Origin of the sequence: Spiribacter salilacus (genome assembly GCF_009649225.1) — a bacterium.
GTDB classification, from domain to species: Bacteria; Pseudomonadota; Gammaproteobacteria; order Nitrococcales; family Nitrococcaceae; genus Spiribacter; species Spiribacter salilacus.
The window spans coordinates 197,022-219,917 of record NZ_WJPP01000004.1; the positions used below are offsets into that span (position 1 = coordinate 197,022).

At 54.1% G+C, this 22,896-nt stretch carries 23 protein-coding genes; 19 read left to right on the forward strand and 4 right to left on the reverse strand.

All coding sequences use genetic code 11. The features are described from left to right. Positions 1 to 2: 2 nt before the first annotated feature. The 8 genes from accD to GH984_RS08595 are packed head-to-tail and all read left to right on the forward strand — an operon-like array spanning position 3 to position 7,615. Positions 3 to 881, forward strand: coding sequence for an acetyl-CoA carboxylase, carboxyltransferase subunit beta (gene accD, locus GH984_RS08560; RefSeq protein WP_153719785.1), 879 nt, complete (start codon positions 3 to 5; stop codon positions 879 to 881). 9 nt (positions 882 to 890) lie between these two features. Beyond that, entirely contained in the window at positions 891 to 2,180 is a 1,290-nt protein-coding gene (locus GH984_RS08565; protein ID WP_153719786.1) for a bifunctional folylpolyglutamate synthase/dihydrofolate synthase, read from the forward strand. Beyond that, entirely contained in the window at positions 2,173 to 2,652 is a 480-nt protein-coding gene (locus GH984_RS08570) for an SPOR domain-containing protein (protein WP_153719787.1), read from the forward strand. The genes GH984_RS08565 and GH984_RS08570 overlap by 8 nt, the downstream gene beginning before the upstream one ends. Beyond that, entirely contained in the window at positions 2,652 to 3,194 is a 543-nt protein-coding gene (locus GH984_RS08575; protein ID WP_253939188.1) for a CvpA family protein, read from the forward strand. Before GH984_RS08570 ends, GH984_RS08575 begins: the two co-directional genes overlap by 1 nt. Positions 3,195 to 3,200: 6 nt before the next feature. Further along, on the forward strand, positions 3,201 to 4,706 hold the full coding sequence (gene purF / locus GH984_RS08580) for an amidophosphoribosyltransferase (protein ID WP_153719788.1): 1,506 nt from the start codon (positions 3,201 to 3,203) through the stop codon (positions 4,704 to 4,706). Then, on the forward strand, positions 4,703 to 5,878 hold the full coding sequence (locus tag GH984_RS08585; RefSeq protein ID WP_153719789.1) for an O-succinylhomoserine sulfhydrylase: 1,176 nt from the start codon (positions 4,703 to 4,705) through the stop codon (positions 5,876 to 5,878). The genes purF and GH984_RS08585 overlap by 4 nt, the downstream gene beginning before the upstream one ends. Further along, entirely contained in the window at positions 5,875 to 7,113 is a 1,239-nt protein-coding gene (locus GH984_RS08590) for a glycerate kinase type-2 family protein (protein ID WP_369692020.1), read from the forward strand. The genes GH984_RS08585 and GH984_RS08590 overlap by 4 nt, the downstream gene beginning before the upstream one ends. Positions 7,114 to 7,144: 31 nt before the next feature. Continuing rightward, positions 7,145 to 7,615 (forward strand): hypothetical protein, encoded by a 471-nt coding sequence (locus GH984_RS08595; RefSeq protein WP_153719790.1) that lies wholly within the window; start codon positions 7,145 to 7,147, stop codon positions 7,613 to 7,615. On the opposite strand, the gene GH984_RS08600 is transcribed toward GH984_RS08595, so the two are convergent. Continuing rightward, positions 7,589 to 8,344, reverse strand: a complete 756-nt coding sequence (locus GH984_RS08600; protein WP_153719791.1) for a UDP-2,3-diacylglucosamine diphosphatase — start codon at positions 8,342 to 8,344, stop codon at positions 7,589 to 7,591. The two genes, GH984_RS08595 and GH984_RS08600, sit on opposite strands and share 27 nt — an antisense overlap. Before the next feature lie 63 nt (positions 8,345 to 8,407). Between GH984_RS08600 and gltX the strand changes: the two genes are divergently transcribed. Beyond that, entirely contained in the window at positions 8,408 to 9,859 is a 1,452-nt protein-coding gene (gltX, locus tag GH984_RS08605; RefSeq protein ID WP_153719792.1) for a glutamate--tRNA ligase, read from the forward strand. Beyond that, positions 9,852 to 11,252 carry a cysteine--tRNA ligase gene (gene cysS, locus GH984_RS08610; protein WP_153719793.1) on the forward strand — a complete coding sequence of 467 codons (1,401 nt, stop codon included), beginning with the start codon at positions 9,852 to 9,854 and terminating at the stop codon, positions 11,250 to 11,252. Before gltX ends, cysS begins: the two co-directional genes overlap by 8 nt. Here the strand turns inward: cysS and GH984_RS08615 are convergent. Beyond that, on the reverse strand, positions 11,229 to 12,515 hold the full coding sequence (locus tag GH984_RS08615; protein WP_153719794.1) for an HlyC/CorC family transporter: 1,287 nt from the start codon (positions 12,513 to 12,515) through the stop codon (positions 11,229 to 11,231). The genes cysS and GH984_RS08615 overlap by 24 nt on opposite strands. A 12-nt stretch (positions 12,516 to 12,527) precedes the next feature. Further along, the gene (locus GH984_RS08620; protein WP_153719795.1) at positions 12,528 to 13,334 is read right to left on the reverse strand and encodes a cytochrome C assembly family protein; all 807 of its coding nucleotides are present in this window, start codon (positions 13,332 to 13,334) and stop codon (positions 12,528 to 12,530) included. 108 nt (positions 13,335 to 13,442) lie between these two features. Here GH984_RS08620 and ffh point away from each other — a divergent pair, with 108 nt between their 5' ends. The 5 genes from ffh to rplS are packed head-to-tail and all read left to right on the forward strand — an operon-like array spanning position 13,443 to position 16,774. Then, positions 13,443 to 14,804 carry a signal recognition particle protein gene (gene ffh, locus GH984_RS08625; RefSeq protein ID WP_153719796.1) on the forward strand — a complete coding sequence of 454 codons (1,362 nt, stop codon included), beginning with the start codon at positions 13,443 to 13,445 and terminating at the stop codon, positions 14,802 to 14,804. Positions 14,805 to 14,860: 56 nt separating this feature from the next. Next, entirely contained in the window at positions 14,861 to 15,130 is a 270-nt protein-coding gene (rpsP, locus tag GH984_RS08630) for a 30S ribosomal protein S16 (protein ID WP_153719797.1), read from the forward strand. A 22-nt stretch (positions 15,131 to 15,152) separates the two neighbouring features. Further along, positions 15,153 to 15,659, forward strand: a complete 507-nt coding sequence (rimM, locus tag GH984_RS08635) for a ribosome maturation factor RimM (protein WP_153719798.1) — start codon at positions 15,153 to 15,155, stop codon at positions 15,657 to 15,659. Beyond that, complete coding sequence (gene trmD / locus GH984_RS08640; protein WP_153719799.1) at positions 15,656 to 16,399, forward strand: tRNA (guanosine(37)-N1)-methyltransferase TrmD; 744 nt, start codon at positions 15,656 to 15,658, stop codon at positions 16,397 to 16,399. The genes rimM and trmD overlap by 4 nt, the downstream gene beginning before the upstream one ends. Before the next feature lie 3 nt (positions 16,400 to 16,402). Continuing rightward, positions 16,403 to 16,774 carry a 50S ribosomal protein L19 gene (rplS, locus tag GH984_RS08645; protein ID WP_153719800.1) on the forward strand — a complete coding sequence of 124 codons (372 nt, stop codon included), beginning with the start codon at positions 16,403 to 16,405 and terminating at the stop codon, positions 16,772 to 16,774. Here the strand turns inward: rplS and serB are convergent. Continuing rightward, positions 16,771 to 17,994 carry a phosphoserine phosphatase SerB gene (serB, locus tag GH984_RS08650; protein WP_153719801.1) on the reverse strand — a complete coding sequence of 408 codons (1,224 nt, stop codon included), beginning with the start codon at positions 17,992 to 17,994 and terminating at the stop codon, positions 16,771 to 16,773. The genes rplS and serB overlap by 4 nt on opposite strands. Before the next feature lie 61 nt (positions 17,995 to 18,055). On the opposite strand from serB, the gene msrB reads away from it, so the two are divergent. Genes msrB through minC form a run of 4 tightly spaced genes read left to right on the forward strand, consistent with a single transcriptional unit; the run spans position 18,056 to position 22,895 of the window. Further along, positions 18,056 to 18,439 carry a peptide-methionine (R)-S-oxide reductase MsrB gene (gene msrB / locus GH984_RS08655; protein WP_153719802.1) on the forward strand — a complete coding sequence of 128 codons (384 nt, stop codon included), beginning with the start codon at positions 18,056 to 18,058 and terminating at the stop codon, positions 18,437 to 18,439. A 40-nt stretch (positions 18,440 to 18,479) separates the two neighbouring features. After that, positions 18,480 to 20,375, forward strand: coding sequence for a biosynthetic-type acetolactate synthase large subunit (gene ilvB, locus GH984_RS08660; RefSeq protein WP_153719803.1), 1,896 nt, complete (start codon positions 18,480 to 18,482; stop codon positions 20,373 to 20,375). A gap of 4 nt (positions 20,376 to 20,379) precedes the next feature. Continuing rightward, positions 20,380 to 22,221, forward strand: coding sequence for a molecular chaperone HtpG (gene htpG / locus GH984_RS08665; protein ID WP_153719804.1), 1,842 nt, complete (start codon positions 20,380 to 20,382; stop codon positions 22,219 to 22,221). Then, positions 22,221 to 22,895, forward strand: a complete 675-nt coding sequence (gene minC, locus GH984_RS08670) for a septum site-determining protein MinC (RefSeq protein ID WP_153719805.1) — start codon at positions 22,221 to 22,223, stop codon at positions 22,893 to 22,895. The genes htpG and minC overlap by 1 nt, the downstream gene beginning before the upstream one ends. Position 22,896: the final 1 nt, after the last annotated feature.

Below are 22,896 nucleotides of genomic sequence, written 5' to 3' on the forward strand. Positions count from 1 at the left end.
GCTTGAGTTGGTTCGAAAAATTGATGCCCTCGCGAATTCGAACCGAGGGCACAGCACGCGGCAAGAGTGTTCCGGAGGGGCTCTGGACTAAATGCGATGCCTGCGCGGCGGTGCTTTATCGCCCCGAGCTTGAGCGTAATTTAGAGGTTTGCCCAAAATGTGACGCCCACATGCGAATTGGCGCACGGCGGCGGTTAGCAGTGTTTCTGGATGCTGGCGACCAAGTTGAGTTGGGTGCCGACTTGCAACCCGATGATGTACTCAAATTTAAAGACTCCAAGCGTTATCGAGATCGTCTGGTTCAGGCCCAAAAGGCAACCGGCGAGCGCGATGCGCTTGTGGCGATGTCTGGTCATCTACACGGCTTGCCGGTAGTCGCTGCCGCGTTTGAGTTTCAGTTTATGGGTGGCTCAATGGGTGCCGTGGTAGGTGAGCGGTTTGTGCGAGCGGTCAATGCGGCTATTGAGAAAAAAGCACCATTAGTTTCGTTTAGCGCCAGTGGCGGTGCGCGAATGCAAGAAGCTCTTTTTTCTTTGCTGCAAATGGCCAAGACCAGTGCTGCGCTGGGGCGGCTGAGAGAAGCGCATTTGCCCTTTGTGAGTGTGCTGACCGATCCCACCATGGGTGGGGTGTCGGCAAGTCTGGCAATGTTAGGCGATGTTGTGGTGGCTGAGCCGGGGGCGCTGATTGGATTTGCGGGCCCTCGAGTTATCGAGCAGACGGTTAGAGAGACGCTGCCCGCAGGGTTTCAGCGCAGTGAGTTTTTACTAGAGCATGGTGCTATTGATTTAATTATTGATCGACGTCAGCAGCGTGCGCGGCTGGCATCGTTATTGGCCATTCTCACTCAGGCGGAATCGCCAGTGGTGGGAGTTGGCTAATTTGGCGTTATGACCCGCCAAACGCTCACTGACTGGCTTCAGTGGTTAGAGACGCTCCATCCGGTTGAAATCGATCTTGGGCTTGCTCGGATTACCCAAGTGGCTGAAATTTTGGAACTACGCCAACCCGGCGTGCCGCTCGTAACGGTTGCAGGTACTAACGGCAAGGGCAGCACGGTTGCCTGCCTAGAATCCATGTTTAACGCCGATGGTTGGCGCCCCGGGTGTTATACCTCACCGCATGTTTTGCGCTACAACGAGCGTATTCGGGTGGGTGGAACTCCGGTTGATGATGAGCTTATTCTGGCGGCTTTCGCGGCCATTGATGCGGCACGCGGTAACATTACGCTGACCTATTTTGAGTTTGCCACGCTGGCTGCGGCTTGGTGTTTCAGAGAGCGGGGCTGTGATGTTTGGGTGCTTGAAGTTGGCTTGGGTGGGCGTTTGGATGCAACCAATACCTTTGATGCCGACCTTGCCATAGTCACCACGATCGACTTGGATCACACCGAATGGTTGGGCGATACCCGCGAGGCAATTGCAGGCGAAAAGATGGGGATTGCGCGAGCAGGCAGACCGATTGTTTGTTCCGACCCCAATCCGCCTGAGCGAATAAAAGCGAAGGCGAGTCAACTTTCCGCTCCGTTGTTGCAGCTTGGGCGAGATTATTTTTTTAATCTCCAATCGCAGGGCCGACAGTGGTCTTGGTCGTCAGCTAACGATCAGCTTGCAGAGCTGCCTCGGCCCAGTTGGCTGCCGGATGCAGCTATGGTGAATGCGGCGGGCGCAGTGATGGCGGTACGAGGCGCGCTTGAGGCGGTGGCGCTTTCAGAGCAGGGAGTCAGGGAAGGGCTGCGGCAGGCCACGTTAACCGGCCGACAGCAGCTGCTCAGCCACGAGGGTTACCAGTGGTTACTCGATGTTGGCCATAACCCATCCGCTATTGGATTGTTAGCGGAGCGGCTAAAACAAGAAAAACAGGCTGGAAAAGCGGTGGGCATGGCCTTTGCTTTAATGCAACGCAAAGATCTTGAGCCGGTGCTGCAGCAGCTCATCGGCATTGTTGATCAATGGTTCATACTTGACTTGCGTGATGCCCAGAGTCATTCACCCGCTGTGGTGGATGAAACCGTTCGGGGTTTAGGTGGGGTGGTGCTGGGGCAAGGCGATGCCAAGCAGGCAATTCAATCGCTTGAGCAGTGGGCTGTCTCATTTGAAACATGCCTTGTGGGTGCGGGATCATTTCGTGTAGTTGAACTACTGATGCGGGCTGGTATTGGGGAGGAACACAATGGATAAGCGCTTTAAGCAGCGGCTAGCAGGGGCGGTGGTGCTTGTTGCCTTGGGGGTCATCTTTATTCCGATGTTGCTCAGTGGCCCTGTGCAGCAGACGCGAGTTGATATCGAGCTGGATATTCCACCTGAACCCACAACCCCACCCGTGCCAGAGTTACCTGATGTCTCTGCACCAGAGCCAGAACCAGAGCCAGAACCCGAACCCGAGCCACAGCCAGAGCCAGAGCCTGAATTGGTCGGTGAGGTTTTTGTTCAAGTTGGTAGTTTTGGTAGTCAGGAAAATGCGCAACGCTTGGTTGATACGCTGGAGGCTGATGGTTTTAGCGTTAGAATAGTGACCGGAGACACCAACCAAGAAGCCCGCCATCGCGTTCATGTGGGTCCGTTTGCAAGTCGTGAGGCCGCTGAGCAGGCCGCGCAACGTCTGGCAGAAGATCACGAGCTACCCGGGTTAATACTCGAGCAGACCGAATAATGACTGATACACTGACATGGCTAGATTACGCGCTGATCGGCTTGGTCGGCATTTCCATTCTTATCGGTGTGATTCGTGGTTTTGTCCGTGAGGTCATTTCCGTGGTGGTCTGGGTTGCTGCCTTTTGGGTGGCGATTGTCTATAGCGGGCAAGTGGCAGACCGATTAACGCCATTCATCGATTCGGCATTAGTGCGAATGGTGCTGGGGTTTTCGGCGTTATTTGTGGTCACTCTGCTGGTGGGCGCCGTGGTTAGCTACATCGGCCGGTTACTGGTTGGCCGAACCGGTTTAACGGGCACAGATCGTTTGCTTGGAATGGTGTTTGGTGGGTTGCGAGGGGGGTTGTTAGTAGGGCTTGTTGTTCTGGGAGCCGGGCTAACAGCGCTGCCCCAAGAAAACTGGTGGCAGAGCTCAAGGGTGGTTGAAATCTATCATCCATGGGTGTGCCATGACCGTGTTGGCGGTTGGGTCGAGAATGTGCCGGTTGATGGATCAGCGGTGCTGGGTTACTGGAAGGACTACTGTGTCGACGAGGAATAAGGCGATATGTGCGGTGTAATCGGTATGGTGGGCAAAAGCCCCGTTAACCAGGCGCTGTATGACGGCCTTACGGTTTTGCAGCATCGCGGGCAAGATGCTGCAGGCATTATGACCTATGACAATGGCCGTCTGCATTTGCGCAAAGACAATGGGCTTGTTCGCGATGTGTTCAGTGCCGAAGACATGCTCCAACTGCGGGGTAATGTGGGAATAGGGCATTGTCGCTATCCCACGGCGGGCTGCAGCAGCTCTGCAGAAAGCCAGCCATTTTATGTAAATTCCCCGTATGGCATTAGCATTGCTCACAATGGCAATCTGACCAATGCCAGCGATATTAAGCGCGATTTGTTTTTAGCGGATCTGCGACATATCAATACAAGCTCTGATTCTGAAGTATTGCTTAATGCCTTTGCCCATAAATTGGGCGAACTCGGCAAGCTACGTGTGAGCGAAACCGATATTTTTGATGCGGTTGCCAATATTCATGAACGCTGTCGGGGTGGTTATGCGGCAATCGCAATGATTAATGGCTATGGCATCTTGGGGTTTAGGGACCCCAACGGCATTCGCCCCTTGTGTTATGGCAGTCGAGATACCGATGCGGGTACGGAGTATATGATTGCATCGGAAAGCGTCGCCTTAGATGTGCTGGGTTTTACTTTAATTCGTGATGTTGCACCGGGCGAGGCCGTGCTAATTGATCTACAGGGCAATCTGTATACCCGGCAATGCGCTGCTGCTCCGCAGTTGGCGCCCTGCATTTTTGAATATGTTTATTTGGCCCGTCCAGACTCCATGCTTGATGATGTTTCGGTGTACAAGTCTCGCCTGCGGATGGGGCGTACGCTTGCCGGAAAAATCAGACGAGAGTGGGCGCATCACGATATCGATGTGGTGATTCCAATCCCTGATACCAGCCGCACGGCGGCGCTGGATTTAGCCAATGATCTAAATATCCTGTATCGGGAAGGGTTTATTAAAAACCGCTACATCGGCCGCACCTTCATCATGCCGGGCCAAGCCGTCCGCAAAAAATCGGTGCGGCAAAAACTCAATCCAATTGAGTTAGAGTTTCGGGGTAAGAATGTTTTATTGCTCGACGATTCTATTGTGCGGGGTACGACCTCTGAGCAAATCATCCAAATGGCGCGGGAAGCCGGTGCCAATAAAGTGTTTTTTGCATCGGCTGCGCCACCGGTACGCTATCCGAATGTGTATGGCATCGATATGCCCGCAGCGCAGGAGTTGATTGCGCATAACCGCAGCGTTGAAGAGATTCGCGCCGTGATTGGCGCTGACGATATGATCTATCAAGACTTGGATGATTTGGTGGAAGCCGTGCGCGGTAAAAATACGGGTTTGCGTGAGTTTGACTGCTCTTGTTTTGATGGTCGTTACGTAACCGGCGATATCACCGCTGAATATTTGTTAGCGCTAGAAACGGAACGCGCTGATGCAATGCGTGTTGGTGCTCCGCTGCAAAGCAATCGCTTAGCAGGTATGAATTCATGAGTTGGGGCCCAGATACCAAGGGGCTGCGTGCAGGATTAGAACGTACCGCTGAGCAAGAGCACTCAGAGGCGATCTTTCCCACCTCAAGTTTTGTTTTTGCGAATGCCGCTGAAGCAGCCGCCCGTTTTTCCGGCGAGCAGCCCGGCAATATCTACTCGCGCTTTACCAACCCCACTGTGCGTGCATTTGAAAAACGACTGGCCGCGATGGAAGGGGGCGAAGCCGCCATTGCCACTGCATCGGGCATGTCTGCGATTCTTGCGTTGATTATGGGCTTGCTTAAAGCCGGTGACCATATTGTGTGTTCAGTGGCCGTATTTGGTACCACGACATCACTTTTAGATAACCAATTACGCCGGTTTGGGGTGGAGACCGATTTTGTCCCGCTAACCGACCTGGGTGCCTGGGAAGCAGCCATTCGGCCAGAAACGCGATTACTGTTTTTGGAAACCCCATCTAATCCACTGACTGAGTTGGCAGACATTGCCAAGCTTGCTGAGTTGGCGCATGACCATGACGCACTGCTAGTAGTTGATAACTGCTTTTGTACACCCGCGTTACAACGCCCACTCGAGCTTGGCGCAGACCTTGTGACTCACTCGGCTACTAAGTATTTGGATGGGCAGGGGCGTTGCGTAGGTGGCGCCATCGTGGGTGATGCCGAGCGCTTGGGTAAGCAAATCTTTCCTTTTTTGCGATCGGCCGGACCGACCATGAGCCCATTTAATGCGTGGGTGTTTTTAAAAGGGCTGGAGACCCTGAACTTACGTATGCGGGCGCATAGTGAGCAGGCAATGCAGCTGGCCCAGTGGTTGTTAAAGCAGCCCGAAGTCAGCCATGTTTATTATCCAGGCTTGCCTGATCACCCGCAGCATGCCCTAGCAGCCAGCCAGCAGTCTGGTTTTGGTGGCATTGTGTCGTTTGAGGTACAAGGCGGTCGTGAGGCAGCTTGGCGTGTTATTGATGCCACGCAGATGCTCTCAATAACAGCCAATCTGGGGGATGTGCGCACCACGATCACCCATCCGGCAACTACAACGCATGGTCGAATGAGCGCTGATCAGCGGGCCGCTGCCGGCATTAAAGAAGGGTTGTTGCGCGTTTCTGTGGGTTTGGAGGATATTGCCGATATACAGGCAGATTTACTCCCTGGGCTGACGGGGCAACGGTGAACCAGCCGCGAGAGTTTCTTCAGCAGCTGCATGCTGCAGCCGTGGCGGCGGTTAATGGCCGTGATGCGGTGGCAAATGCATTAAAGACTAATCCGCTTGGATCCAAGCCCATTACCTTAATTGCGATTGGCAAGGCAGCGGCTTCCATGGCGCATGGCGCACTCGATGTGCTGGAAAACCAAGTTAAGCGTGGCCTGATTATTACGCGAGCGGGTTATGCCGATGCGTCACTCTTGCAGCGGGCGGCGATAGAGCAGCTCGAAACGGCTCACCCGGTGCCCGATGCGCGTAGCTTGGCGGCTGGCACACGTCTTGTTGAGTTTCTAACGGAGGCACCCGCAGAGTCTCAGTTACTGTTTTTGATCTCAGGTGGTGCATCCAGCCTCGTTGAGCGACTGCCTGAGGGGGGCAGTGCGGAAGCACTCGCTGAATTGAATTCGGCGTTGTTAGCCGGCGGCTTAGATATCGGTCAAATGAATCGAATTCGCAAAGCGTTTTCCACCATTAAAGGGGGGCGCTTAACGCAATGGCTTGGTTCGCGTGCCACCAAGGTATTACTGATTTCAGACGTGCCGGGTGATGACCCGGGCGTTATTGGGTCGGGCTTGCTCTTTGCCGATGAGCAAGGTCCCCCGCCGCCGGAGCAACTCGCTGCACTAAAAATAGAAATGGCGCCTGCACCCACGCCCCCATCTCCTCAAGACGCCGTATTTTCCAGCATTGATTGGGAGATTGTAGCCAGCAACAGCATTGCACTGAATGCCGTTGAGGCGGCAGCAACGGCGGCTGGCGTCGCTGTGAATCGGCATCCTGAATTTCTTGAAGGTGAGGCAATTACCTGTGGTAAACAATTAGCGCAGGCATTAATGGATGGGAACTCCGGTATCCATATTTGGGGTGGGGAGCCTACGGTTAATTTGCCATCAAATCCCGGGCGTGGCGGGCGTATGCAAACGCTCGCTTTAGCGGCAGCTTGTGAATTGGAAGGTACAGATAAGTTGCTGCTTGCCGCCGGTACGGATGGTGCGGATGGCCCAGGAGAAGATGCCGGCGCAGTTATTGATGGAGAAACCATCAAGCGTGGCAGCGCTGCCGGTTTGACGGCTGAAAGGTGTTTAAAGGCGGCGGATGCGGGCAATTTTCTCGCGGCCTCGAATGATCTGGTGAAAACCGGTTATACCGGCACCAATGTGATGGATGTTGTGATCGGGTGGTGTCCTAACCTTGATGTTTGACTGGGGTTTTTTGCGAAAATGGCGCCGATCGTTGCCGCAAGCTGACAGTGCAGACCCAGAGCAGCGAGTAGCGGCAATTAATCAGGGTGATGTTGGCCAAAATACCCTTCGCCGAATGGCGCTCCATGATCAAGCTGATCGGGTGCGCGCGGCTGCGGCAAAGCGTTTGCTTGATCTGGTTGTGTTGCGCCAGCTTCTTGAGCAAGAGGCATCAGCTGACGTTGCAGCGGCTGCCAGAGCCCGCTACCGGCAGCTGCTTTCGGGGGGCGATGAACTGGCACTTGAGTACCGTCTGGCAGCCGTGCAGGCCTGTAACGATCGGCAAATACTTGCTCACGTGGCAAGAAGTGCCCGTGAAGAGGTGCTGCGGCGGGCTGCCTTGTCACGCGTGAACGATCGTCAGGTGCTAGCCGAGGTGGCGCAGCACGACCCAAGCGAACAAGTCAGGCGTGCAGCGGATGATCAGCTCGCTCGGTTACGCGCTCAAAGAAAATCGTTGTAGCTCATATTGCCCATTTTCGATGCGCAAGACACTGCCTTGCTCAAACCAGTCGCCCAAGACGATTCGCACGCAGGGGGCGCCATCAACATTTAGGCTGTGCTGAGCGGGTCGATGAGTGTGGCCATGAATGAGCCGCTGGACCTTTTCTTCGCGAAGCCGTGCCTCCACCGCCGCGGGATTTACATCCATAATCGCTTGTGATTTTGCGCTCATTGCGCTGCTGCTTTGCTCACGTGCCGCTTGTGCTTGGCGAATTCGCTCAGCAATTGGTAAGGCAAGAAACCCAGATTGCCATTGAGGGTTTCGGAGTTGCTGGCGCAGCGCTTGATAATCAACATCATCGGTACAAAGCGCATCGCCATGTTCTAGGATGACGGGTTCGTTATCGATCACAATGCGCACCGGCTCTTCTAAAAGTTTTGCGCCGGCGGCTTCGGCAAACGCATGACCCAGTAAAAAGTCACGATTGCCGTGCAAAAGGTAAATAGCCACGCCTTGCGCTGCCAGCGAATGAAGCGCAGGGGCAATTGGGTCGTCGGCAGGTTGGGCATCATCGCCAATCCAGGCTTCAAACAAATCCCCTAAAATATACACTGCTTGGGCGTGACGAGCAGGGCCGGCAAGGAATTGTAAGAACGCGGCAATAGCCTGTGGGCGGCTCTGATCGAGGTGTAAATCAGCGATCATGAGGATAGGGGCTTGGTGGCTGTTATGCTCAAGTGGCTTCATGGCGATGAGAATTCCACTATTCGTGGCTGCATGCAAGCAGGGCATGGGCTAACATGATGCGCCATGACAAAACGACCTGTAAAAACACGATTTGCTCCTAGTCCTACGGGGTTGCTGCATGCCGGCAACTTACGAACGGCCATTTTTAGTGCACTGCTGGCAAAAAGCCAAAATGGCACCTTTTTATTGCGGATAGAAGATAGCGACGAAGCCAGAAATCAGGCCGACGCGCTCGCTGCTGTTATGGAAGATTTACGCTGGCTTGGCGTGCATTGGGGTGAAGGGCCAGATTGTGGGCAGCCCCCGGTTAACTGGCAGCAGTCAGCACGGGCAGAGATTCATGCCGACTATTTTGATCGGCTCTTGGATAGCGGCCATGCGTATCCGTGTTTTTGCACCGTTGAGCGGCTGGATAAGCTACGTCGCCAGCAACAAGCAGCTGGCAAACCCCCTCGGTATGACGGGCATTGCGCCGAGATTGATCCTACCGAGGCCCGTGCACGCATGCAGGCCGGAGAAGCCGCCAGTTTGCGCTTACGCGTACCCGCTGCGCGGTCGCTAAAGTATGTGGATATTGTGCGCGGTGAGCAGGCAATTTCTTCTGATCGGTTGCCGGGTGATTTTGTGATTCGGCGGGCCGATGGCACCGCGGCATTTTTGTTCGCAAACGCGCTGGATGATGCCTTGATGGGCGTTACCCATGTGCTGCGGGGCGAAGATCACATTGCTAATACACCACGGCAGTTGCTGGTCTTAGCAGCGCTTGATTTGCCGGTGCCCGCGTACGGGCATTTGGGATTGGTGGTGGGTGTTGAAGGCCGGCCTTTATCCAAGCGCAGCGGCGCAGCAAGCATTGCGGATTTACGAGCCACTGGCTATCGGCCTGAGGCTGTATTCAATTATCTAGCGCGCCTCGGATACTCAGGGGCTAGCGATCAACTTGAAACGCTGAATGACTTCGCCCAAACATTTGATCCGGGGCATTTGGCAAAAGGCCCAGCGTTATTTGATTACCGTCAGTTGGATCATTGGCAGGATCTGGCTATGGCACAAGCGCCCGTGGCTGACTTGCTGGATGCGTTTGATTCGAATTGCGTTGATGGGCCAATTGATACTGCCGCGCTGGAGCAGCTGGTAGGGCTTGTTCAGCCGAATATGCGCTTTCCACAAGAGATTAACGACTGGGCGGCACGGTTATTTGGATCTGCCTTGCTGGCATCGCACACAGAGGCCGCGCAGCAGCGGATGAGTTCGGTGGGGCCCGATTTTTTCACTCAGGCGTTAGCGGTCATTGAATCGGATCGGGGCGCTGAGTGGTCTGTTTTAAAGGCGTCGCTTGAGCAAGCAACAGGTCAGCGTGGGGGTGGGCTTATGAAGCCGTTACGCTTGGCATTGACTGGGCTTGAGTCTGGCCCGGGTTTAGGCGGCATCATTGCGCTGATGCCAGCGGCCATTGCTCGTCAGCGCCTTGAAGCTGCGGCGGCGATTGCGGTGGGAGCAGCGCGGGATGCTTGAGGTTCACAACAGCTTAAGCGGCAAAAAGGAAGTTTTTCGGCCTATCGAGCCACCGCATGTGCGCATGTACGTTTGCGGTATGACGGTCTATGACTACTGCCACCTGGGTCATGCCCGGGCGATGGTGGTGTTTGATACCGTGGTTCGGCATCTGCGCTTTAGTGGTTATCAGGTGGAGTACATCCGCAATATCACCGATGTTGACGATAAAATTATTCGTCGCGCGGCCGAGCTTGATGAGCCGATCGGCTCGTTAACGTCGCGTTTTATTGCTGCGATGCATGAAGATGCAGACGCCTTAGGCTGTTTGCGCCCTGATGCAGAGCCGCGCGCTACCGAGCATATTGCCGAGATTATTGCGTTAATTGAGCAGCTGATTGATTCAGGGCATGCCTATGCAGTGAACGGCGATGTGTATTACTCGGTGGCCAGTTTTCCTGACTATGGTGCGCTTTCGGGTAAGCGTCTTGAATCACTGAGAGCGGGCGCGCGCATCGAGCCTGGAGAGCATAAGCAAGATCCGGCTGACTTTGCATTATGGAAAGGCGCGGCAAACGATGAGCTTGGCTGGCCATCGCCTTGGGGAATGGGCCGCCCGGGTTGGCATATTGAATGCTCAGCAATGTCGATTGCCCATTTGGGTGCGCATTTCGACATTCATGGCGGGGGGGTGGATTTAAAATTTCCTCATCATGAAAATGAAATTGCCCAGTCAGAAGCGGCCACCGGCAAGCATTTTGTGAATTACTGGATGCACAACGGGCATGTGCGAGTCGATGACGAGAAGATGGCAAAGTCATTGGGCAATTTCACCACCATTCGCGATGTTTTGGCGGCACATCCTGCCGAGGTGGTTCGGCTCTTTTTGTTAAGCACTCACTATCGTAGCCCACTTAATTTTAATGATGCCGCATTGGATGCAGCTCGCGCGGGGTTAGAGCGGATGTATACCGCCCTTCGAGGGTTGCCAGCAGAGGCTAACGCCATTAACGACAGCTGGAAGGCTCGTTTTACGGCCGCCATGGATGATGATTTCAATACACCACTTGCGCTATCTGTGCTGTTTGACTTGGCGCGTGAAATTAATCGGCAGCGCGAGGCGGGTAAGCAGGAAACGGCCGCAAGCTTAGGTTGCTGTTTACGTCAATTGGGCCAAACCATTGGGTTGTTAATGGATGATCCGGAGCAGTTTTTACAAGGCGGGGCGGCTACGGTAGGGGGTGATATAGCACGTATTGATGCCTTAGTGGCTGAGCGTGAGGCGGCGCGTGCCAATCGTGACTTTGCCCGAGCTGATGAAATTAGAGCAACACTACTCGCCGAGGGTGTGGTCCTTGAAGATGGCGCGGGCGGTACAACCTGGCGTCGCTCAGCGGGCGGAGCCACGATCTGATACAGGCTTGACAGGCGGTTGCAGCCGCGCCACCTTCACCCGGTTTTCCTCCGTTTGGAGCACGGTTACCGGGTGTCGATCGATCAGAAAACTGGTGCCGGGCTCTGGAATGGTTTCTAAGTATTCCAGTATCAATCCATTGAGTGTTTTGGGGCCATCCGCGGGCACGGTCCAACCCAGTAGGCGATTGAGTTCTCGAACACTTGCGCTGCCAACCGCCAGAAAGCTGCCATCTGGCTGTGGATGAATGTCTTTAATGTTCTCAGCAGGGTCGGTGGTGAACTCGCCAACAATCTCCTCAAGAATATCGTCGATGGTTACAAGGCCAGTAAGATCGCCATATTCATCAACAATAAGCCCCATCCGCCGTTTAGCCGACTGAAAATTCAGCATTTGCACATGCAAAGGCGTGCCTTCAGGGATGAAATACGGCGTCATTAAACTTTCGCGCAACTGCTCAGGGCCCATCTCCCCAGTAACCATCGCAGCCAGACTGCGACGCACATGTAGCACGCCCTGAATATTGTCGATGGGGCCTTCATGCACCGGTAAACGTGTGTAGGCAGAGCGAATGATTTGTTCGCGAATGGTTGCCCAGTCGTCTTCTAAATTAATCGCGCTAAGTTCATTGCGCGGAATCATGATGTCTTCAACGGTTGCCTTGTCTAGATCAAGAATACTGAGCAGCATCGATTGGTGGCGCTGCGGAATCATTGCGCCCGCCTCATTAACGACGGTCCGCAGTTCTTCGCGGCTTAACGTTGAATGGCCTTCCTGGTCAGGCTTAATGCCAAATATCCGCAGGATGCTATTGGCAATTAAATTCGTTAACCAAACCAACGGGTAGAGAACGCGTAACAGGGGGCCAAGAATCCAAGCCGCGGGAAATGCAATACGCTCGGGGCGCAGTGCTGCCAGTGTTTTCGGTGCTACTTCGGCAAAAATCAAAATCACAAGGGTGAGTAAGCCGGTTGCAGCTGCTAATGCGCCCTCACCACCAAGCCGAAGCGCAATCAATGTGGCAACAGCAGAGGCGGTGATATTGACGAAGTTGTTGCCCAACAAAATGATGCCAATCAGCCGATCGGGTCGCTTTAATAGCTTTTCGGCCCGGCGAGCACCACGATGCCCGTCACGTGCTAAGTGGCGTAAGCGATATCGATTTAGCATCATCAGCGCGGTTTCAGAGCTAGAAAAACACGCCGACAAAATGATCAGTCCGATAAGGATGCCAAAGAGCGCTGAAAGGGGGATAGCGTCCATAGAGTGTATTGCTCAGCGGCCTAGAATGAGTTCGAGAACGACTTTACTGCCAAAGTAGGCAAGGGCCAAAAGCAAAAAGCCGCCTAGCGTGCCACGAACCGCTGTGCGCCCACGCCAACCGGCAAAGTAGCGGCCGACTAAAACGGCTGCAAAGACAATCCAAGCAAGCCCGGAGATCACGGTTTTGTGCACAAGGTCTTGAGCAAGGAGGTTGTCTACAAACAACCAGCCGGTGAGTAACGCAAAAGACAATAAGATAAAACCGACAATGAGCAGCTGAAAGAGCAGCGCTTCCATGACCTGAAGGGGGGGCAGAACGCCGAGCAACCCCCCTGGATGCCGCCGGCGTAGCGCATGGTCTTGCCAGGCCAGCAGCAACGCTTGAGCACTCGCTAGCGCAAAGATGCTGTAGGCCAGTACTGAGGAGATCACGTGGATATCGACGGCGGCACCGATGGGCACCAGGGCCTGAGTGCTCGGCGCGGATAAACTCGCCAACGCTAAAGTGAGCGCTGCTAACGGGAAAATAACCACGCCTAAGCTAATAACAGGTTGACGAAGGGATGCGATTAACAGAGTAATCCCGGTAAGCCAGCCCACCAGTGAGGCCGCATTCACAACCGCAAGGTTGATGCCCGCTGCTGTATAAAGGTTTTGCCAAACCAAAACGGCGTGAATTAAAGATGCGGGTACTGCCAGCAGAATAGCCAGATGCTCAGCGCGGCGCATGGGCATAAGCCCGCGGAAACCGACTACCAGAGCAATCAGTGCTGCGTTGTACAGAATTACCGCTATCGGTAACGCGACGATTTGATTCATGCGCAAAAGGCGAGCTTTGCAAAGCAAACAAGGCTTGATGATGGCATAAACTGTAGGGCCTAGTACAATTTCCTGCATCAGTTTGAAAAGAAAACGGAGACGAACCTAATGTTCAGCAACCTGAGTGATCGGTTTGAGGCCATCGGCAAGCGCCTGCGCGGCAAAGGGCGGCTGACTGAGGACAATATTCAGGAAACGCTGCGTGAGGTTCGCATGGCCTTGCTAGAGGCAGACGTGGCCCTGCCGGTTGTTAAAGATTTTATTGCGGATGTGCGTGAACGTGCGCTCGGCGCAGAGGTAATGAAAAGCCTCACACCCGGGCAGGCATTTATAAAAATTGTGCATGCAGAGCTCGTTCAATTGATGGGCGAGCAAAACGATGCGCTTGATTTAAGCACCCGCCCGCCGGCTGTTGTTATGGTGGCGGGTTTGCAGGGTTCTGGTAAAACAACCAGTATCGCCAAACTTGGCCGGCGCCTTATCGAGCAGGATAAAAAGAAAGTACTGGCCGTGTCGCTTGATGTTTATCGCCCGGCGGCTATTGATCAGCTGCAGCGCCTTGCTAGCGAGGTGGGGTTTGATTTTTACCCGACCGATACAACACAGGATCCGGTTGCCACTGCCAAGGCAGCGCTGGGGCAGGCAACCACTGGCTATTACGACGTACTGCTCGTTGATACCGCTGGTCGTTTGCATGTCGATGAAGAAATGATGAGCGAGGTGGGGCGGATTCATGCCGCAGTGCAGCCGGTGGAAACGCTGTTTGTGGTAGACAGCATGACGGGCCAAGACGCCGCCAATACGGCTCAGGCATTTAATGCAGCCTTGCCATTAACGGGCGTAATTTTAACCAAAACAGATGGTGATGCCCGCGGCGGTGCGGCGCTGTCCATTCGGCAAATCACTGGCAAGCCGATTAAGTTTTTAGGTATCGGCGAGAAAACCGATGCCCTAGAGGCGTTTCATCCCGATCGGGTGGCATCGCGCATTTTGGGCATGGGTGATGTGCTTAGCCTGGTTGAAGAAGTTGAACGCAGCGTAGATCGCGGCCAAGCCGAGCGCATGGCGGATAAGTTCAAAAAAGGCCAAGGTTTTGACTTGGAGGACTTGCGTGATCAAATGCAGCAAATTAAGCGCATGGGCGGCTTAGGCAGTTTGATGGATAAAATGCCGGGCATGGGGCAGATGAGTCAGCAGGTTGGAAATCAGTTAGATGATGGGCAAGTGCGCCGGCAGGTAGCCATCATTGATTCGATGACACCGGATGAGCGCCGCCGGCCCGATGTGATCAATGGGTCACGCAAGCGCCGGATCGCAGCAGGTGCGGGCATGCAGGTGCAAGATGTTAACCGGCTGTTGAAACAACATAAGCAAATGCAAAAGATGATGAAGCAGCTCAAAAAAGGCGGCATGAAGAAGATGATGCGCCAGTTTGGGGGTGGAATGCCTCCGGGGCTTGGCGGGCGCTAAGCAGACAGGTACAATCGCGGGTTATCCCAAGGCATGGCAAGAGGCCTAAAGCAAACATGGTTACGATTCGACTATCGCGCGGCGGCGCTAAAAAGCGTCCGTTCTATCATTTAGTGGTCACCGATCGGCGTAACGCCCGAGACGGCCGGTTTATTGAGCGGGTTGGGTTTTTTAACCCGATTGCCGCTGGGCAAGAAGTGCCGTTGCGCATCGATCTTGACCGGGTAGACGAATGGCTGGCCAAGGGCGCGCAGCCTAGTGATCGCGTTAGCCAACTGATTCGCCAGGCACGCCGTGGCGCAGCCGCTGAGGCTACCGAGGCCTGATTAATCAAGGCTGGCCGCTGAGATGAGCGGGGCTGATTGGATTGAGCTCGGCGATATTGTTGGCGTGCACGGTGTCAGGGGCGCGGTCAAAATTCGTTCTTGGACTCGGCCTCGGGAGAATATTTTTAGCTACCCGATTTGGCGGCTTGTCAGCGAGTCGGGTGAACAAACAGCAACGCTGATTAAAGGCCAAGCGCAGGGGCGTGGGCTGGTAGCGCAGCTAAAAGATGTTAATGATCGGGATCAGGCAGCAGCGTTACGCGGCGCCAAAATTCAGATCCCAAAGGCGGATTTACCGCCTCCGGCGCCAGGGGAATACTACTGGGCCGATTTAGAAGGCTTGCAGGTGCAAACAGTCACGGGAGAAGATTTAGGCACCGTGACTGGCCTGATGGAAACAGGTGCTAACGATGTGTTGGTGGTTCAAGGTGAGCGGGAACGGTTAATCCCCTTTGTTCCAGAACTCTACGTTAAGCAAGTGGATATGGCGGCGGGCCGTGTGATTGTAGATTGGGATGCAACGTTTTGACTGCATTAAGGTTTGATGTAGTTACTTTGTTTCCTGAGTTTGTTAAAGCCGTGCAAAACTACGGCGTGATTGCACGGGCGGCAGACCAAAAACTGATAGAATTAGTCACTTGGAATCCGCGCGATTACGCCACTGACCGGCATCGCACGGTAGATGATCGACCTTACGGGGGCGGCCCCGGAATGGTCATGAAGGTAGAGCCATTGCGCGCCGCAATTCAGGCAGCGCGGCAGGCTGACCAGCCAGCATCGGTTGTGTATCTGACCCCTGAGGGGGGTCAGCTTAATAATGAGATAGCGGCATCGCTGGCGCAACGGGAACGGATTATTCTGTTGTGCGGCCGTTATGAAGGAATTGATGAGCGACTCATCGAATTAGAAGTCGATGAAGAGCTTTCAATTGGTGATTATGTGGTAAGCGGTGGTGAGCTGCCTGCCATGGTCACCATTGATGCAGTTGCACGGCAACTGCCGGGTGTTCTTGGGCATTCTGAGTCGGCAGTCCAAGATGCTTTTACGGGCGGAGTCTTAGACTGCCCGCATTACACCCGACCTGAACAGATTGACGGGCGTTCAGTGCCAGAGGTGCTGTTGAGTGGCGATCATGGTGCGGTAGCCCAATGGCGGCGGCGCGAGGCACTCGGGAGAACCTGGCGTAAGCGTCCGGAGCTGATTGAACAAGTTAAGTTGAGTGCTGAAGATCAGGCACTTCTGGATTCATACAAGTCGGAGCATGGCTAAAAAATGAGCAACATTATCGAAGCGCTGGAGCGTGAACAGGTAGAAAAAACCGGGCGGTCATTGGCCGACATGAACCCGGGCGATACGGTGCTGGTTAACGTATGGGTGCGTGAAGGTAACCGTGAGCGGACGCAGCCCTTTGAAGGTGTGGTCATTGCTAAGCGCAATCGCGGCCTAAACTCTTCTTTTACGGTTCGTAAAGTCTCGCATGGCGAGGGCGTTGAGCGGGTTTTCCAGCTGCATAGCCCTCTAATCGAGAGCATTCAGGTCAAGCGCCGCGGTGATGTGCGCCGGGCTAAGCTTTACTTTCTGCGCGATCGCCGTGGCAAGGCCGCACGTATTCGCGAAAAGGTTAAGGCCAAGGGCAGCAACTAATACGGACTTTCGGCGTCGTTCATACCCATCAGGTAGAGAACGCCGTCGAGGCCAATGGTTGAAATGGCTTGCCGTGCGCTCTGCTGTACTAAGGGTTTCGCATGAAAAGCGATACCTAAGCCAGCAATCCTTAGCATTGGCAGGTCGTTTGCGCCGTCCCCCACCGCAATCACCTGTTCCAGTGCAATGCGTTCCTGCCGAGCAATATCTTGCAGCAATTCGGCCTTGCGATCACCATCAATAATAGGGCCTAGAACCTGGCCCGTTAGGCGGCCATCGACCATTTCCAAGTCATTAGCATGCACATAGTCGAGTCCAAGCTGGCTTTTTAAGTGTTGCCCAAAAAATGAAAACCCACCTGAGATCACGGCCGTTCGATAACCCAGCATTTGCAGGGTCTTAATGAGTCGTTCAGCGCCCTCGGTTAAAGTCAGCCGCTCTGCAACGCGCTCTAAAACCGTGGCATCAAGCCCCTCTAGCGCGGCAACTCGGCGTTTCAGGCTCTCGCTAAAATCAATCTCGCCACGCATCGCGGCTTCTGTAATAGCGGCAACGGCCTTGCCTGCGCCCGCTTCATGCGCTAGTTCATCGATCACTTCTTGCTGAATAAGTGTCGAATCCATATCAAACACAACGAGGCGGCGATTGCGTCGATAGAACGTATCCGCTTGAAATGAAATATCGATATCCATTTCCTGAGAAATGGAGAGAAACGCAGATTTCATGGCGTCTTCGTCACCCGGCTCACCGCGTAGCGACAACTCTAAGCAAGCCCGACTGTCGATATTTTCGTCGTGCAATGGGCTGCGGGCTGATAGCCGAACAATATCTTCGATATTCAGCCCATGAGTGGTGGTTACCGCTGCAATGCGTGCGATTTGTGCAGCAGTCACTCTTCGTCCAAGTAACGTAAGCACATAGCGTGCTTGATTTTCTCCACTCACCCAGCCTTGATACTCGGACAAGCTGACCGGCTGAAAGCGAACCCGCAAATCTAGGGTATGCGCCTCAAAGAGCAGATCTTTTAAAACATGTGCAGAATGCGCTTCGTCTGCAAGCTTAATGAGAATACCTAGAGCCAAATTCTCATGCACCATCGCCTGACTGATATCGAGCACGCGCACATCGTACTGCGCAAGCACCCTCATGAGTGCTGCGGTAATGCCTGGGCGGTCACTGCCGGAGATATTGACGAGAATAATGTTGTCAGACTGGCTCATGGGTTCGCTCGGTTAAAATGAACGCGTTATTGTAGGGCAAATCTTAAAGGAGCTGAGCCTCATGACCGATTTGAAAGAGCGTTTAACGCCAGAGCAGTATCGTGTGACCCAGCAAAAGGGCACTGAGCCACCGTTTACGGGTACTTACAACGACTTTAAAGGCGATGGTGTTTTTGGCTGTATTTGCTGTGATACGCCCTTATTCGACAGCGCGCAAAAATACGACTCAGGCTCAGGCTGGCCGAGTTTTTGGGCGCCGATAGAAGCCGCGAACATTGATGAGGAGGCTGATCAGAGTTTGGGGATGCGTCGGGTCGAGGTGCTTTGCCATCAATGTGGCGCACATTTGGGGCACGTCTTTCCTGATGGTCCAGAGCCTACGGGGCTTCGTTACTGCATTAATTCGGCGTCGCTGCACTTTAATCCCAGAAACAATACGGTATGATGACAAGGTGAACACAACTTACTGATTTTGGAAGATGATCATGCAAGAAGCAGCTCTCCCCAGCGAAGCGAAGTGCCTTGCCGACGCGAAGGAAGTTCAATCGACCCATCCGCGCGCAGGCGAGCAAATGAGCGGTGCGGAGATGGTAATCGAGGTATTGGCCCAGGAAGGCGTCGATACGGTCTTTGGTTATAGCGGTGGTGCGATTCTGCCGACTTACGATGCGGTATTTCGGTTTAACGAGCGTAACCGCACCCAGCCTGAAGAAGAACCCATGCGCTTGGTCGTGCCGGCCAACGAGCAGGGCGCAGGCTTTATGGCCGCAGGGTATGCGCGTAGCTCGGGCAAAGTGGGGGTGTTTCTGGTCACCTCCGGGCCTGGAGCCACCAACACGGTCACACCCATTCGCGATTGTATGGCTGATTCGATTCCTGTGGTGGCAATTACGGGGCAGGTACCGCGCAGTGCGATGGGTACCGATGCATTCCAAGAAGCCCCCATCGTTAACATCATGGGCGCCTGCGCCAAGCATGTTTTTTTAGTCACACGCCCTGAGCAGCTGGAAGAAACCATTCGAACGGCGTTTGAGGTGGCACGGTCTGGCCGGCCTGGTCCGGTTGTCGTTGATTTGCCTAAAGATGTGCAAAATTGGGTGGGTCATTTCAAGGGCGAGGGGGTTTTGGACATCCGCGGGTATCGCCAGCGGATGGAGGCACTCGCCACGCAGCGGTTATCTGAACAAAAGGCCAAAGATTTCTTTGCTTTGCTAGAGCAATCGCGCCGACCATTGCTTTACGTGGGTGGCGGCGCCATTCATGGTGATGGGGCTGAGGCTGTGATGGCTTTTGCCAAAGAGCATGGGATTCCCGCGGTTACTACGGTAATGGGCCTTGGCGCCGTCGATAGTACGGATGATCTGTGTCTGCACATGCTAGGCATGCATGGCACCGCGTATGCAAACTATGCGGTAGAAGACTGTGATTTTATTGTGGCCGTAGGCGCGCGGTTTGACGATCGCGTGGCCGCAAGAGCCGAATTGTTTGCACCACTTGCCGAGCATGTTGCGCATATCGACATTGATGCCGCAGAAATTGGCAAGGTTAAACGCGTCGACTGGTCGCATATCGGCGAGGCAGGGCATGCCATGCAGTCTTTGCTGGAGTACGGCCGGGCGTTTGGCTTTAAGAAAGATTACAGTCGCTGGGCTGCGCATTGCCAAGAGCTACGTAAGCGTCATCCCATGGACTACAAACAAGATGGTGACCTAATCCAACCGCAAGCGGTAATGGCCTCTTTAAACGCCATCACACGCGGCGAGGCAATTGTGAGCACGGGTGTGGGCCAGCATCAAATGTGGGCGGCTCAATATCTTGATTTTAAATACCCGCGGCTATGGATGACCTCTGGCTCTATGGGCACGATGGGGTTTGGTTTGCCAGCAGCCATTGGGGCACAGTTTGCCAATCCAAACGCAATTGTGATCGATGTTGATGGCGATGGCAGCTTGCGAATGAACTTGGGTGAGATGGAAACCGTTACCACTTACGGTTTGCCCGTTAAAATTTTGCTGCTGAATAATAACGGCGATGGCATGGTTCGGCAGTGGCAGCGGCTATACTTTAACGATCGTTTCTCCGGTAGCGATAAATCGCTGCATAAAAAAGATTTCGTTAAAGCGGCCGAAGCCGATGGCTTTGAGTTTGCCCGGCGTGTTGATAGCCGTGAAGCGCTAGATGAAGCCATGGCGGCCTTTGTTGGGTTCGATGGCCCGGCATTTCTTGAAGTTATGATTGATCCGGATGCCGGCGTTTATCCGATGGTGGGGCCGGGCATGGGTTACAAGCAAATGGTAACCGGTGATCATATTCCAGGTCGGGAAATTCCTGAGATTGGATCAGGCCGCACAGATAAGATTGACCAGTCGGAAATGTTTTAACGCAATGAGCGATACCCAAAATCCCGAAACCCATGAGTTTCAGGCAGAGGTCCAGCAATTGCTGGACCTGATGATTCACTCTCTCTACAGCAATCGTGAAATCTTTCTGCGTGAGTTGATTTCAAACGCCGCCGACGCGGCGGATCGGTTGCGATTTGAAGCCCTACAGACGCCTGAGCTTAACGAGGACGACCCCGAACCGCGAATTGAAATTCGTGTTGATGAAAAAGCGCGAACCGTTAGCGTGATCGATAATGGCACGGGTATGGATCGCACCGAGGTGATTGATCATCTCGGCACGATTGCACGATCAGGCACCCGACGTTTTCTTGAAGCAATGACCAATGATGAGCGTCAGAACGCCCAGTTAATTGGTCAGTTCGGCGTTGGTTTTTACTCCGCGTTTATTGTGGCAGATAAGGTAACAGTGCATACCCGGCGTGCCGGTTTGGCGCCTGAAGACGGCGTTTTATGGACCTCAGCGGGCAAAGGGCAGTTTGAAATTGCCTCGCTGCCGCGTGAGGCTCGAGGCACGGAAGTCACCTTACATTTGGGTGCAGAGCAAGACGAATTTCTCGACCGTTTTCGCCTAAAGTCAATTGTTCGGCGCTACTCTGATCACATCGCCATCCCAATTTTGATTGCTGAAGAAAACGGCGAACTGGAAACCATCAATCAAGCCTCTGCGCTGTGGATGCGACCGAAATCGGAGTTAAGCGATAGCGATTATCACGACTTCTACCGGCAGTTAACCTTTGATACCGAGCCCCCGTTAGCAACGCTGCATAACAAGGTTGAAGGTGCTCAGGCCTACACCTCATTGCTGTTCTTACCCAGCCAGGCACCCTTTGATTTATTCGAGCCAGAGGGGCGAAGCGGGCTACGGCTATATGTGCGTCGGGTCTTCATTATGGAAGATCGCGAACACCGATTGATGCCGCGGTATCTACGGTTTGTGCGTGGCATTATTGATTCAGATGATCTGCCGCTCAATGTCTCGCGTGAACTGCTGCAACATAATCGGTTGATTGACCGAATTCGGGCGGCTTCTATCAAACGCGTACTCGATGCTTTAGAGCGTTTGGCTAAAGAGGAATCAGAGCGCTACAACAGTTTTTGGAGCGCGTTTGGGACGGTGCTCAAAGAGGGGCCAGTCGAAGACCCTGCCAATGCGGAACGCATTGCCGGGTTGCTGCGCTTTTACTCCACACACGAAACATCCGCGCCCAGCGTGTCTTTGGCAGATTACATTGTCCGGATGAAGCCAGACCAAGACGCTATTTACTACCTAACGGGTGAATCTTTTGCTGCCGTTAGCAATAGCCCGCACCTAGAAGCCTTTCGCAAGCATGAATTAGAAGTGCTACTGCTTGCAGAGCCGGTAGATGAATGGCTCACCACCCATCTAACCGAGTTTGATGGGCATCCCTTGAAAGCCATTGCAAAAGGCCAGTTGGATCTGAATCAAGCGGAATCGACCGAGCCTCCAGCAGAATCTGTGAGCAACTTGATCGAACGGGTAAAAACTGCGCTGGGTGATCGTGTCTCAGATGTTCGAGTCAGTCATCGATTAACGGACTCGCCCGCCTGTTTAGTGGTTGACGAAGGCGAGCTGGGCATTCACATGCAGCGGATGCTAAAGGCGGCTGGCCATGACTTGCCCAGTCAGCAACCGATTCTTGAGATTAATCCCGAGCATGCCATTATCGAGCGTTTGGCGCAGATGACAGACGCGTCTATTGATGATTGGGCCGTGCTTTTATTTGAGCAATCAGTGCTGATGGAGGGGGGGCGTTTAGACGACCCCGCTAGTTTTGTTCGGCGCATGAATCGACTGCTCGACTGATGGCGATTGAAATTAAGGGCCGCATGGGCACCTTTATGGTGCTGCGCATGTTGACGTCTGATACCTCAGAGGTGTTACGCCAACTGGATGGCCGGTTGACCAATGCGCCAGATCTTTTCTCGGGTGTTCCCCTCGTTTTAGCCCCGGCAGACGGACTTAACGTAACGGTAGAAACGTTGCGCGATGTGGCAGAAGGCCTCAAAGAGCGCGGCCTTTTGCCGGTGGGCAGCATGAATGTGAGCGAGGCGCTGGCATCGGCAGCCGGTTTGGGGCTAATCCGGAATCTGGCAGCGGCAACTCGAGAGAAACCGGCTCCCGCCGCCGCGCCAGCTGGCCCTGCGCAGGTGGTTACCCAGCCGGTTCGCTCTGGCCAGCAAATTTACGCGCGCGGGGGCGATCTTGTCGTGACTGCGCCCGTTAGTGCGGGGGCTGAAATTATGGCGGATGGCCATATTCATGTTTATAACACCCTGCGAGGCCGAGCGTTAGCAGGGGTTCAGGGCGCCACTGATGCGCGCATTTTTTGTATGGATCAGCGTGCGGAGTTGCTCGCAATTGCGGGTCATTACCAGTTAAGTGATCAAATAGATCCTGCCCTAGGCGGGATATCGACAATGGCGTGGCTGGAGGGAGATAGCCTCCAAATCCAGCCCGCGTTTAACCCGGGAGGTTAGT

Bases quoted from the DNA above. Each gene is read 5' to 3' on its own strand.
- GH984_RS08585 (WP_153719789.1), top strand. From the start codon at position 4,703: ATGAGTTGGGGCCCAGATACCAAGGGGCTGCGTGCAGGATTAGAACGT.
- GH984_RS08575 (WP_253939188.1), top strand. From the start codon at position 2,652: ATGACTGATACACTGACATGGCTAGATTACGCGCTGATCGGCTTGGTC.
- GH984_RS08600 (WP_153719791.1), bottom strand. From the start codon at position 8,344: ATGAAGCCACTTGAGCATAACAGCCACCAAGCCCCTATCCTCATGATC.
- minC (WP_153719805.1), top strand. From the start codon at position 22,221: ATGGCGATTGAAATTAAGGGCCGCATGGGCACCTTTATGGTGCTGCGC.
- GH984_RS08620 (WP_153719795.1), bottom strand. From the start codon at position 13,334: ATGAATCAAATCGTCGCGTTACCGATAGCGGTAATTCTGTACAACGCA.
- gltX (WP_153719792.1), top strand. From the start codon at position 8,408: ATGACAAAACGACCTGTAAAAACACGATTTGCTCCTAGTCCTACGGGG.
- rimM (WP_153719798.1), top strand. From the start codon at position 15,153: ATGAGCGGGGCTGATTGGATTGAGCTCGGCGATATTGTTGGCGTGCAC.
- htpG (WP_153719804.1), top strand. From the start codon at position 20,380: ATGAGCGATACCCAAAATCCCGAAACCCATGAGTTTCAGGCAGAGGTC.
- GH984_RS08565 (WP_153719786.1), top strand. From the start codon at position 891: ATGACCCGCCAAACGCTCACTGACTGGCTTCAGTGGTTAGAGACGCTC.
- ffh (WP_153719796.1), top strand. From the start codon at position 13,443: ATGTTCAGCAACCTGAGTGATCGGTTTGAGGCCATCGGCAAGCGCCTG.
- cysS (WP_153719793.1), top strand. From the start codon at position 9,852: ATGCTTGAGGTTCACAACAGCTTAAGCGGCAAAAAGGAAGTTTTTCGG.
- rplS (WP_153719800.1), top strand. From the start codon at position 16,403: ATGAGCAACATTATCGAAGCGCTGGAGCGTGAACAGGTAGAAAAAACC.
- serB (WP_153719801.1), bottom strand. From the start codon at position 17,994: ATGAGCCAGTCTGACAACATTATTCTCGTCAATATCTCCGGCAGTGAC.
- purF (WP_153719788.1), top strand. From the start codon at position 3,201: ATGTGCGGTGTAATCGGTATGGTGGGCAAAAGCCCCGTTAACCAGGCG.
- GH984_RS08570 (WP_153719787.1), top strand. From the start codon at position 2,173: ATGGATAAGCGCTTTAAGCAGCGGCTAGCAGGGGCGGTGGTGCTTGTT.
- GH984_RS08615 (WP_153719794.1), bottom strand. From the start codon at position 12,515: ATGGACGCTATCCCCCTTTCAGCGCTCTTTGGCATCCTTATCGGACTG.
- msrB (WP_153719802.1), top strand. From the start codon at position 18,056: ATGACCGATTTGAAAGAGCGTTTAACGCCAGAGCAGTATCGTGTGACC.
- ilvB (WP_153719803.1), top strand. From the start codon at position 18,480: ATGCAAGAAGCAGCTCTCCCCAGCGAAGCGAAGTGCCTTGCCGACGCG.
- rpsP (WP_153719797.1), top strand. From the start codon at position 14,861: ATGGTTACGATTCGACTATCGCGCGGCGGCGCTAAAAAGCGTCCGTTC.